The following is a 12801-nucleotide window of genomic DNA, read 5'->3' as shown; positions in this document are numbered from 1 at the left end:
TCATTACCGCTAAGAATGTTGCTCGAATGGCGACTTCTGTTTTTCCAAAACCAACATCCCCACAGACCAATCTATCCATTGCTTTTGGTTGACACATATCGCTGATAACAGCATTGATCGCCATTTGTTGATCGTCTGTTTCTTGATAAGGGAAGGTAGCACTAAATTGCTTAAAGGCTTCTTTATCATACTCAAAGGCAAAGCCTTTTTGTGACTCTCGTTTCGCATAAACATCAAGTAATTCTGCTGCCACATCACGAATTTTTTCAGCGGCTTTTTGGCGAGATTTTGCCCAAGCTTCGCTACCTAATTTATGTAATGGTGCATTTTCATCTGAACCGCCAATATAGCGACTAATTAAATGTAACGATGCCACTGGTACATACAGTTTTGCATCATTAGCATAGTTAAGAACTAAATATTCGGCTTTAACCCCACCTGCATCAAGTGTGGTTAGCCCTGCATATCGTCCGACCCCATTTTCTAAATGCACTACAGCTTGCCCGATTTTTAATTCGGCTAAATTGCGAATTAAGGTATCGGGATTGACGGTTTTACGATTTTTATCTCGTTGGCTTTTTTGTTGAATTTTTTCGCCAAGTAGATCCGTTTCGCAAATTATTGCCAGTAACTCACCGCTTGTATCTTCGATAATAAAGCCTTTATCGAGGTTACCGATCATCAAAGAAAATGGTTTGCTAATTTCCTCAAAACTTTCAACTTGTGTAGGCCTAATATTAAGTGGTGAAAGTAAATCAAGTAAGGTTTCTCTTCGTCCTTCAGTTTCTACGGAAAAAAGAATTCTACCTTCAAAATTTTGTTGGAAAGCTAAAAATTGAGAGAATGGCTCTTTCAGTTGCGATTGCACAGCTACTTCTGGCAAAGGCAAAATATTGGCATTTTTCTTAGCTGCTGAAAGGGTTACATTTTCATTTAGTAAACTCAAACGAGGATAATGTTTAAGGTGTTGATACACATAATCAACACTAAACCATAATTTATCTGGTGATAATAACGGACGCATTGGATCCACTCGGCGATTTTCATAGCGTTGTTCAGTATCTTTCAAAAAGTATTCCGCTTTTTCTTGAATATGATCGAACGTGATAAATAAGGTTTGTTCTGAAAGATAATCAAACAAGCTTGCCATTTGCTCAAAAAAGAGCGGCTGCCAGTATTCAATCCCCGCATTTAGCACACCTTTACTCACCTGCTGATAAATATGCTCAGGCTCTCGGCGAATTTCACCAAATTGTTCTCTAAATTGTCCTCGGAAAAATTCGATCCCTTTGCTATCCGTTGGAAATTCGTGAGCGGGCAAGAGATCAATCGCTGGAATTTCTGCAATAGTGCGTTGGCTCTCAATATCAAAAGTACGGATTGAGTCAATTTCATCATCAAAAAAATCTAAACGATAAGGTAATTCTGACCCCATCGGATATAAATCCAGTAATGCTCCTCTTACCGCATATTCGCCATACTCTAACACTTGCTCAACGGCTCGATAGCCCGCATTTTCTAGTTGTAGACGTAATTTTTCAATAGAAAAAGTATCGCCTTTTTTTATCAATAATACGTTATTTGCTAAATAGTTTGGCGGGCAAACTTTTTGTAATAAAGTCGTTATTGGTAATAAAAAGATCTGTTTTTTACCTTGCTGTAGATGAAACAATGCAGATAAACGTGCAGAAATAATATCTTGATGCGGAGAAAAATTATCGTAAGGTAACGTTTCCCAATCAGGAAAAAGTTGCACATCCAATGATGTAAATTGTGGCAAACTTTTTTCTAAGCGTAATGCTGTTCTTGTATCGGGGGTAACTACGATTGTTAAACCGTCAAATTGTTGGCTTGCTTGTGCAATAGCAAGGGTATCGGAGTGTCCGATTAAATTGCCTAAAATTTGATGATCTTGATGAGATTGACTGATCTTCGGTAAGCTAAATTGAAGTTTATATGACATAACAAGCGGTCTGATTTGAATAAAATTTTGCAAATGAGGTTAGTGTACTCGCTAAACTCATATTCTGCAAAATATCCATCAAATCTAACCGCTTAAAATATCCATCAAATCTAACCGCTTGCTCTAACCGCTTGTAGGTGTAAAAGTTATTGTTTATTCCAAGGCATAAAGGACAAGAGTTTTGCCATACCACAAAATCCTGTTACACCAGATGTAATTAACCCTACTCCAACAAAGGCGCAAAGTAAATAAAATGCTGGTGAAACTAACCAACCTAAGATTGCCCCTAGTAACACTAGAGAGCCTGCAGTTAAATGCACTTGACGCATCATTTCAAGCGGTTGTTTACGATCAAAATTTGTTGAAAAACCCGCTTTTTTCCAACCTTCGATTCCGCCCTCTAAAATATAAACATCCCGTCCAGTGGCTAATTTCTCAAAAGTAGGGATGGCATTTTTAGTACGAATACCTGATTTACAATGAAAAATCAGGGTAGAATCTGATAGATCGGTCGGTAAGCCTAATGTCAAATGCTCAAGAGGCATAGAACGAGCTTCGGTGATATTTTCTCTGCGGTATTCATCTGCCGCACGAATATCAATAAGTACCGCACCAGACTCTACTTTTTGTTTAACCTCTTGGGCTGAAATTATGTTAACTGCCATAGTTATTCCTTATTACTTACCTTTGTTATCTGTTCGTAAGTTTATCTAATAATTTTTGATGAATACCACCAAAAGCACCGTTACTCATTACTAAAATATGGTCACTCGGTTGAGCAGATTCAATGATCCAATTTACTAATTCATCAATATTATCTGACCATTTAGCTGGCTGATTTAAAGCATCAGTAATTGCACTCACTTTCCACGGGATTGTATCGGGTTGGAAAATAAAAACTTCATCCGCATCTTGCAATGATGGGGCAATTTCATCTTTATGCACACCCATTTTCATTGTATTTGAGCGAGGCTCTAATACTGCTAGAATACGTTCGTTCTTGCCAACTTTACCTCTTAATGCCTCAATGGTTGCTTTAATTGCAGTTGGATGATGAGCAAAATCATCATAAACGGTAATTTGATTGATTGTACCTTTTACTTCTAAGCGACGATTTGCATTAACGAAAGTAGCCAGTGCATCACAAGCCTGTTTTATATCTACCCCTGCGTGATGAGCTGCCGCAATTGCCATTAAGGCATTATGCATATTGTGTGCTCCTAAAATTTGCCAATGAACTTCACCCGCTAATTTTCCATAGTGGTACACCGCAAAATTTTGGTAATCTGGAGTTAGTGGTTCTGCAAACCATTCATTCTCTTTACCGATAAATTTCAACTCACTGAAGTTGCCCATTGCTAAAGTATCTTGTACATTTTGATCGGCTTTTGCTGATAAAATTTGTCCGTTTTGAGGCATTGCACGAATAAGATGATGGAATTGACGTTGGATCGCTTTTAAATCATCAAAGATATCGGCGTGATCAAAATCAATATTATTTACAATTAAGGTTTTAGGATTGTAATGTACGAACTTTGATCGTTTGTCAAAAAAGGCAGAATCATATTCATCGGCTTCAATCACAAAGAAATCACTATTCCCAGCACGAGCAGAAATTCCAAAATTACCCGCTACTCCCCCAATTAAAAAGCCTGCATCAATATCTGCTTGATCTAAAATCCAAGCGAGCATTCCTGTTGTGGTCGTTTTGCCGTGAGTGCCTGAAACAGCTAATACCCAACGATCTTTGAGTAAATGATCGTGTAACCATTGTGGGCCTGAAGTGAAATTTAGGCGGTTATTTAATACGAATTCCACACAAGGATTGCCACGTTTCATCGCATTACCAATAATTACCATATCGGGTGCAGGATCAAGTTGTGAAACATCATAATGAGGAATAATTTCTATACCACTTTTTTCTAAAAAAGTACTCATTGGCGGATACACATTTGTGTCTGAACCCGTGACTTTATAGCCAAGTTCTCTCGCAATAATTGCTACGCCACCCATAAAGGTGCCACAAATACCTAAAATGTGGATATGTTGTTTCATTGTATTCCTCAAAATATAAAATTATTTCACAAAAAATGCTTACTTTAGATCTATATAACTACAAAGATCTATAATAAAATAAATAAGTTTAAATAGCTAATAGGATACAATATGAAAACATTAGGTGAATTTATTATTGCCAAACAATCTGAATACCCTGGAGCAACAGGAGAATTAAGTGGTATTCTTTCTTCAATACGAATCTTTGCTAAAATTATTCATCGAGATATCAATAGAGCAGGACTTGCTCAAGATATTTTGGGGCTTTCAGGTGACGAAAATGTCCAAGGTGAAGCTCAAATGAAATTAGATATATTTGCAAATGAAACCATGAAAAAGGCCTTAATTGCCCGAGGAGAGGTAGCAGGTTTTGCTTCAGAAGAAGATGATACTTTCATTGCATTCGATACAGAAAGAGGTCGTAATGCAAAATATGTGCTATTAACTGATCCTCTCGATGGTTCATCTAATATTGATGTGAATGTATCTGTAGGTACAATTTTTTCTATTTATAAACGTATTTCCCCTGTTGGAACACCTGTTACGATGGAAGACTTTTTACAACCAGGTCGTAAACAAGTCGCCGCTGGATATGTTACTTATGGTTCATCTACTATGCTAGTTTATACCACAGGTAATGGAGTGAATGGATTTACTTATGATCCATCACTAGGTCTATTTATTCTTTCTCATCCAAACATGAGAATTCCAAAGGAAGGCAAATATTACTCAATTAATGAAGGTCAATATGTCACTTTCCCCGCTGGAGTGAAAAAATTTATTAAATATTGTCAGGAAGATGATTCTGCAACTAAACGCCCATACTCTTCACGTTATATTGGATCTTTAGTATCTGATTTCCATCGTAACTTACTAAAAGGTGGAATCTATATTTATCCGACATCAACTGTTTATCCAAAAGGTAAATTACGTCTACTTTATGAAGGTAACCCAATGGCATTTTTAGCAGAACAAGCTGGAGGAATGGCAACAGATGGTGTAAATTCAATATTAGATATTATCCCAACTGAACTACACCAACGTGTTCCTTTCTTTGTTGGTTCAACTAGTATGGTAGAAAAAGCAAAAGAATTTTTAACTGAATAAAATTGATGGGGCCGACACAGATTGGCCCTAAATTTAACACCATTTTTTACATTTTCAATTGTTCTATAATTAAATCTAAACTCACATTCTTTTAAAAATAAATGAACGTTTTTTTACCTTTAGCAAATTTAATCGGATGATTAATTCTAACTTAGCATCAAACATTTCATCTGCTTCTAGTAATAAGTAATACGCTATAATAAGCCTTATTTTGTGATAAAAAAGGATAACAATGTTGTAATTGATATCCAGTAAATCAGATATTGCCCTAGTAATATCATTTTAATCATATAAGGTATCTTTTAGTTAAATTCCACTAAATCCAATGCTTTTTCTATCACTTCAATACCAGCACCTTGCTTATAAGCATTTTCACTTAAATAACGTCGCCATTGTCTTGCACCTTTACACTGCTGAAATGATCCGATCATATGGCGAACAATATGATTTAAATGCACGTCTTCTGATAATTGTTTTTCAATATAAGGGAACATTTTCTCAATCGCTTGTTTTGCAGTGATAACTGGCAATGTTTCATCAAATAATGCTTGGTCAATTTGCCCTAATAGTGATGGATTTTGATAGGCTTCTCGCCCAACCATTACGCCATCCACAAATTGTAAGTGATGCTTAATTTCATCAATCGTTTTAATTCCACCATTGATCGAAATATTTAAGTGAGGAAAATCACGTTTTAATTGATAAACACGCTCATAATCTAATGGTGGAATCTCACGATTCTGTTTTGGACTTAAGCCAGAAAGCCATGCCTTGCGTGCATGAACAATAAAATCACTGCAATAAGGCTGAATTTTTTCAATAAAATCGCATAAAAACTCATAGCTATCGAGATCATCAATACCAATACGGTGTTTGACTGTCACCGGAATAGAAACTTCATTTGCCATTGCTTCAACACAGCGAGCGACTAAATCAGCATTACTCATTAAACAGGCACCAAACATCCCATTTTGAACTCGATCAGACGGACAACCTACGTTTAGGTTAATTTCAGCATAACCTCGTTGTTCGACTAATTTTGCACAAGTAGCCAATTGCTCAGGATCACTACCACCTAATTGTAAAGCCACAGGATTTTCTACTGGATCATAAGCTAATAAATCATATTTGGCGTGCAAAATAGCCGGGGCTGTGATCATTTCACTATACAATAAAGAGTGTTGAGTGAATTGACGATGAAAGTAGCGACAGTGTCGAGTTGTCCAATCAAGCATTGGGGCAACAGAAAACCGCCCTCGATAATATGTATTTTCCATTCAATATTCCAATAAATAAGCGGTCACTTACTTATATTAATTTGCAAATTATTAATACAATGTAACCGCTTGTTTGTGATATAAAATCAATAAATTAGATTTGATATTTGGTTTTGTCGCCAATATCAAAGTGTAATGGCATGCGCCATTTTTGCACGGATAAAACTAATAATAGTAAGGCACTAATTGCACTTAATACGATAACCGCTATTTGCCATTCTAAAACAATGGCAAACCATAAGATAGCCAATAGTACAGGTTGGAAATTTAATCCAATCACTTTAAAGCAGAAATATTCTTTGTAACATAATCCGCCAAGGGTAAAAAACACTGCACCTAAAGCTAATTCTGGCATATTGAAGATTTGGCACAGTAGCCCAACCCACAACGCAAATTGAAAGAGGAAACGGAAACTTTTCATATAGAGATGCAATGATGATGCCATCATCACACCACCAACTAAAAGTCCATATTGTGCGATATCCGCTTTATATGGAATTAACGCAACCATTATGGTTGAAAGTACAAAACCCATACGATATAAAATAACAGTCAGGTAATCCCAACTATCCATAGGTGATTTAATATGTGGATCTGCCATTTTTATAACCCCGCTAGTTGAATAAAATCTTGTTCAGTTAAAATTTTGATACCTAATTCTTGTGCTTTAGTCAGTTTAGAGCCAGCTTTTTCACCCGCAATCAGGTAATCGGTTTTGCTGGATACACTCCCAACCACTTTACACCCGAGTTGCTGTAACATTGCTTTTGCTTGATCACGAGTGAGTTCTGTTAATGTGCCAGTCAATACTACTGTTTTATCTTTCAATGGATTATCTGCAATTTCTTGTTGCACCACATCTTGCCAATACACACCTTGAGCGATTAAATCATCTACCACTTCCACATTATGAGGTTCTTGCCAAAATTGGAAAATACGATTAGCGACAACTTCGCCCACATCTTGTACTGTTTTTAGTTGCTCAATATCCGCTTGGCGAATAGCTTCTAATGTACCAAAATGATTTGCTAAATTTTGAGCCGTAGTTTCTCCAACATCACGGATACCTAATGCAAAAAGGAAACGTGCTAAGGTGGTATTTTTAGATTTTTCGATACTTTCTAATGCATTATTTGCTGATTTCTCACCCATACGCTCTAATCGAACTAAGGTGGCGTGATCTAATTTAAATAAATCCGCTGGCGTATGAATCAACTCTTTTTCCATTAATTGTTCAATTAATTTTTCACCCACACCATCAATATCCATTGCTTTACGTGAAACAAAATGTTTTAACGCTTCTTTACGTTGTGCAGCACAAATTAAGCCACCTGTACAACGAGCAACAGCTTCACCATCAACTCGTACCACCGCAGAACCACACACAGGACAAGCGGTCGGAAACTTAATTTTTTTTGCATTTTCTGGGCGACGTTCTAACACAACACCGGTAATTTGAGGAATTACATCACCTGCACGACGAATAATAACCGTATCGCCTAACACAATACCTAAACGCTCAATTTCATCGCCATTATGTAAGGTGGCGTTACTTACCGTTACTCCCGCCACAAATACGGGTTCTAATTTAGCAACTGGCGTAATTGCTCCTGTTCTTCCAACCTGAAACTCAACGCTATTTAAAATCGTCATTTCTTCTTGAGCAGGAAATTTATACGCAATCGCCCAACGTGGTGCTTTAGAGATAAAACCTAATCTTTCTTGTAGAAAGATATCATTGACTTTCAATACTGTACCATCAATATCATAACCAAGAGAACTACGTTTTGCTTGAATATTCTGATAAAAAGCCAACAACTCCTCACGCCCTTTAGCCAAAATGATCTCATTATTAACTGGAATCCCTAGAGTCTTTAACCATTGCAAACGATCAAAATGGGTATGTGGTAATTCATCATCACTTTCATAAATTCCGATACCATAAGCATTTAACATTAATGGACGTTGGCGGGTAATTTTAGGATCTAATTGGCGTAGCGATCCTGCTGCTGCATTTCGTGGATTCGCAAAAGTCTTTTCCCCTTTCGCTAACGCTTTTTCATTTAATGCATCAAAACCTTGTTGTGGCATAAATACCTCACCACGTACTTCTAAACGAGCAGGCGGATTATCGCTATGCAATTTAAGCGGGATATTTCGGATAGTACGAATGTTGGCGGTAATATCTTCGCCAGTACTACCATCACCACGAGTTGCTGCTTGCGTTAAAACCCCATTTACATAAAGAATACTCACAGCTAATCCATCTAATTTAGGTTCACAGCAAAATTCAATCGTTGAACTATCCATAATCACACGATCTTCAATACGACGTAAAAAGCTATCTAATTCTTCATTAGAGAATGCGTTATCCAAAGATAGCATTGGGATTTCGTGCTTAATTTGTGCAAAGCCATCTAAAGGTTTTGCTCCCACTCGTTGAGTAGGTGAATCGTTGGTAATTAACTCAGGATGTTGCCATTCAATATTTTTTAATTCATTCATTACTCGATCGTATTCTGAATCGGTAACCAATGGATTATCTAATACGTGATAATGGTATTCGTATTTCCTTAATAACGTTTTTATATCTTCTAATTGTTGTTTAACGCTTGCTAACTTTGACATAGTAAATTTCTCGATAAAAAAGACCGCTTACAAGCGGTCAGATTTTAATTATTTTTTGCAATAATTAGTTTGGCATCTTAACTCGTAAAAGATAATCTTCTCTCGCATGTTCATCGAAGATTTGTCGATTCTCATCTAGGATAAAACCATCCATTGATTCTGCAAAACGTTCAACAGTACGAATCATCAGGCGTAAATTAACTAAATCATTACCTGCTGATGGTAAATACATAAAGAACACAAGACCAACAGTGCTGAATTGATCCATAGAATTTAAATCGAATACTCCTGGTTGCATCATATTTGCCGCACTAAATACCACTGGGCTTGTAATATTATCTAAGTGACGATGAAAAATTTGATGTTCTCCATAATGGAATCCTAGGGCTTCTAGGGATTGCATAATGTCATTACCATAAAACTCTTGCCCTTCAGCAGCAACCACATACAAACTAATAATACTAGACTCATTTACAGGAGCTTCACCAGTTTGTTGTATAGACTCTTCATGATTTTCTGGCATTACTTCCTCAGTTTGCATTTGTATCTCTGGCTGAGGTTGTTCCATGTACTGTTGTTCTATTGGTTGCTGTACAGGTTGCGACTGCTCCATATAGGTATTTCCCATATAGCTTCGAGCATTATTTTGTTCAAAAAATCCTGATTGTGATTGTTCTGTAAAGGGTGAGTTCACTCTAGCACTAGGCACATTATCTTGTTCAGGCAAGCTAATTCTAATATTTTTAATACTATTTTCAACTTCTTGCTGAGTTTGAGCAAAATCACCTGTAGCGGAGTATGCTGAATTAGGCACATGTTCACTCCCATTACGGTTAAAATTCGGTATATCTGCATCTAAATTAGTATTAATAGGTGTAGATGGAGGGCGGGTTGAAAATGTATTTGAAAAAATGCGCGATTTTTCACGGCGAGCAGACCACAGACTATAGCCGACTAAAATTGCAATGAGTAATCCCGCTAAAATAAAGAAAAGAATATGCGTTTCCATTTTGTCCTCTTTGCTAAAATAATTGGCGAAATTGATCTTTCACCCTTTACGAAAACTTGTTCTATAGCTTACCATATTATCGAAATTTGAGTAACTCTATTAAATCTAAAAGGTAAATTATGTCTTATCCACAATTTTCAAAACCAGAAAATCAAATCAGTGCTGGTTTCCATTATTTTGTATACGGTTGGCGCTTATTATTCCAAAAACGACTTCTTCCCTTCGTGTTATTCCCGATTTTAATTAATGCTCTTGTAATGAGTGGGCTTATTTGGTTATTTTTTACTAATGTTGGACAGTTATTAGATACGGCTTTACCTAGTTGGCTAGAGTGGCTAAGTTTTATTTTAATTCCACTTATGTTTCTAATGATATTAGTTATTTTTTATTTTACTTTCACAACATTAGCAAATTTTATTGCAGCACCTTTTAACGCTCTACTTTCTGAACGAGTGGAACAACAACTGACTAATGAAAACTTAACGGATATGAGCATTGCGGAGATGCTAAAAGATGTACCTAGAATGCTAAAACGAGAATGGCAAAAAATGTGGTATAGCATTCCTCGTATTATTGCACTATTTTTGCTTGGATTTGTTCCATTTTTAGGACAAAGTATTATTCCAATACTCACTTTTCTCTTCGGTGCATGGTTGCTTGCAATTCAGTATTGTGACTATCCATTTGATAATCATAAGATTAGTTTTCAACGTATGCGTAATGCACTTTTAGAAAAGAGAATGATGAACTTTACTTTTGGAACTTTAGTTAGCCTATTTACTATGATTCCATTCTTAAATCTAGTTGCCATGCCTGTTGCAGTATGTGGTGCTTCAGCTATGTGGGTTGGTGAATATCGTCGTTTCTTTGTGGGTGAATCTTCTGGTGAATTCAAAGATTTTGATATAACTTCACAATCAACTGGAAAATCAGTGAGTACGAAAAACACTAATATTGTTAAATAACTTATAATAGATAAAAAATAACCTGATAGTGGTTCTATCAGGTTATTTATCTCAGTATAAAAATTGAAGTTTTATCTTACAATTAGAAATTATAAGCAACACTTACTTTAACATTTCTGCCTACGCCATCCATTAAGCTAAATGCTGGTCTATATTTCTTATCAAATAGATTTTCAATTGCAAAATCAACACGTAAGTCTTTTAACATACCATTTTTAGGCGCATAAGTTGCAGTAAGATCTGCTAAAGTATAGCTACCGTAAGTTAAAGGATTAGAAGCTGGCACTCTCTTTTGTTTTGCATAATGAGTTACTCTTGAACCAACGGTTAATTGTTCTGGTAATAACTCATAATTTACAGCAAGAGATACTTTATCGGCACCAATCTGATCTAAAGCTTCGCCTGTATTTTTATTTTTACCTCGGGTTAATCCATAACCCGCAATTATTGCTAAGCGATCTGTTTGATAGCTTCCTTCTACCTCAACCCCTCTTAAACGAGCCTTACTTACATTTCGATATTGAGAACGATTAGGAATAGCAGGGGTTGAATAACGTCCTCGTTCATTTAAGACTGGAACAGAATATGTTTCTAACCCTATAAAATTTTTCACATCATTTTGGAAGTAAGTCACATCAAATCCAACTTTATCATTTTGAGTAAATACATTATCAAAATGAAGATTAGCATTTACTTCCTTATTTTTGGCTGTTTCTGGTTTTAAATTAGGATTTATATCAAATTTATTTTCACTTAGCCTACCATCAAGAACAGCACCAAAGTGATACCCTCCAATAAAACGTTCTTGCATAGACGGGGCTCTAAATGCTTCAGTATAACGAGCAGTAAGATCTAGCCAATTTGTTGGTTTCCAAGTTAACGCCGTAGCTGGTGACCAACGATGATCACTGTATTTATTATACTCACCGTCACTTGTTCCTTTAGTTTTAAAGTAATCATAACGAATGCTTGGTGATAAAATAATGCTATCATTTAATAATGGAATATGTGTCAGTAAGTACACACCGACATTATTTGATTTTGCATCATAAGGACTTGGGCGATATTTTGCAGCATTCCCCCCATTTTCATCTCTACCTCTATGAGTTTCTACTTTATCTCGGCTGAAATCTACACCATAAGTCATACTTAACCAATCGAAATTGGAACTATTGCGAAGATTAATTCCAGAAGACGTAAATTCAGTTTTATCTTTTAAACCATTTACCATTCTTTCTTCTTTTTCTTCAGTTTTATTATGGAAAGCGGTAAGTTGTGAATTAATGTAAGCATTATCCTCAGGATTAAAATAATAATTCAATGTCGTATTTTGATCGGTAATTTTTTGTTTGGACAAATAACTCACACTACCTAAGGTATCTTTTTGGCTAGCATAAAAATCGAGTACAGAACTCAGCCACTGATTAAACTCAGGGGAATTTGGTCGAGCTCCTCTAGGATACGCATTTTCAGGTCGAGCATGCCATGCCCGTATACCCGAAGAAACATCATCATAAGTAAATTCTTCAGGAGCCTCATTATCGCTCGGAGCAATTTGCTTTAAGATACTAGAACGGTGTGATAATTCTAAGCGATTTGCATCATCAATTTGCCAACCAAATTTAGCAAAACCACCTTTTTGAGTATAACCACTATTAGGTAGTCTTTCTCCTTTACCTAAACGAAGATTATTTCCATCGTAATAGTAACCACTTACCAATAAATCAAATTTATCATTAGCAGCAAAAGCAGAAAGTTCACTTTCAGATAAATCGTTAGCAGATTGATAACCTTGGC

The 12801-nt window shown here is 36.1% G+C and carries 10 protein-coding genes; 2 read left to right on the top strand and 8 right to left on the bottom strand.

Features of this window, described 5'->3' with window-relative positions; translation table 11 throughout:
• The 3 genes from Q1J40_RS09095 to mpl form a co-directional block, all read right to left on the bottom strand.
• On the bottom strand, positions 1 to 1963 hold a 1963-nt coding region (locus Q1J40_RS09095; protein ID WP_301099866.1), incomplete at its 3' end, for a CarD family transcriptional regulator.
• 146 nt (positions 1964 to 2109) lie between these two features.
• Positions 2110 to 2628, bottom strand: coding sequence for a rhodanese family protein (locus Q1J40_RS09090; protein WP_301099865.1), 519 nt, complete (start codon positions 2626 to 2628; stop codon positions 2110 to 2112).
• Positions 2629 to 2653: 25 nt separating this feature from the next.
• A complete protein-coding gene (gene mpl, locus Q1J40_RS09085) occupies positions 2654 to 4018 on the bottom strand; it encodes a UDP-N-acetylmuramate:L-alanyl-gamma-D-glutamyl-meso-diaminopimelate ligase (protein ID WP_301099864.1) in 1365 nt (454 codons plus the stop codon).
• A gap of 111 nt (positions 4019 to 4129) precedes the next feature.
• Here mpl and fbp point away from each other — a divergent pair, with 111 nt between their 5' ends.
• Complete coding sequence (gene fbp / locus Q1J40_RS09080) at positions 4130 to 5125, top strand: class 1 fructose-bisphosphatase (protein WP_301099863.1); 996 nt, start codon at positions 4130 to 4132, stop codon at positions 5123 to 5125.
• Between the two features lie 302 nt (positions 5126 to 5427).
• On the opposite strand, the gene dusA is transcribed toward fbp, so the two are convergent.
• The 4 genes from dusA to zipA all read right to left on the bottom strand — a co-directional run bounded on the left by dusA (position 5428) and on the right by zipA (position 10039).
• On the bottom strand, positions 5428 to 6402 hold the full coding sequence (gene dusA / locus Q1J40_RS09075; protein ID WP_301099862.1) for a tRNA dihydrouridine(20/20a) synthase DusA: 975 nt from the start codon (positions 6400 to 6402) through the stop codon (positions 5428 to 5430).
• Positions 6403 to 6496: 94 nt separating this feature from the next.
• Complete coding sequence (locus tag Q1J40_RS09070) at positions 6497 to 7003, bottom strand: DUF2301 domain-containing membrane protein (RefSeq protein WP_301099861.1); 507 nt, start codon at positions 7001 to 7003, stop codon at positions 6497 to 6499.
• A gap of 2 nt (positions 7004 to 7005) precedes the next feature.
• On the bottom strand, positions 7006 to 9030 hold the full coding sequence (ligA, locus tag Q1J40_RS09065; RefSeq protein WP_301099860.1) for an NAD-dependent DNA ligase LigA: 2025 nt from the start codon (positions 9028 to 9030) through the stop codon (positions 7006 to 7008).
• A 64-nt stretch (positions 9031 to 9094) separates the two neighbouring features.
• Complete coding sequence (gene zipA / locus Q1J40_RS09060; RefSeq protein WP_301099859.1) at positions 9095 to 10039, bottom strand: cell division protein ZipA; 945 nt, start codon at positions 10037 to 10039, stop codon at positions 9095 to 9097.
• A gap of 119 nt (positions 10040 to 10158) precedes the next feature.
• Between zipA and cysZ the strand changes: the two genes are divergently transcribed.
• Positions 10159 to 11004 (top strand): sulfate transporter CysZ, encoded by an 846-nt coding sequence (gene cysZ, locus Q1J40_RS09055; RefSeq protein WP_301099858.1) that lies wholly within the window; start codon positions 10159 to 10161, stop codon positions 11002 to 11004.
• An 82-nt stretch (positions 11005 to 11086) separates the two neighbouring features.
• Here cysZ and Q1J40_RS09050 read toward each other — a convergent pair.
• On the bottom strand, positions 11087 to 12801 hold a 1715-nt coding region (locus Q1J40_RS09050; protein WP_301099857.1), incomplete at its 5' end, for a TonB-dependent hemoglobin/transferrin/lactoferrin family receptor.

The sequence above is a fragment of the Otariodibacter sp. genome (assembly GCF_029256985.1).
Classification (GTDB): Bacteria; Pseudomonadota; Gammaproteobacteria; order Enterobacterales; family Pasteurellaceae; genus Otariodibacter.
This window is presented reverse-complemented; position numbering and strand designations above follow the sequence as displayed.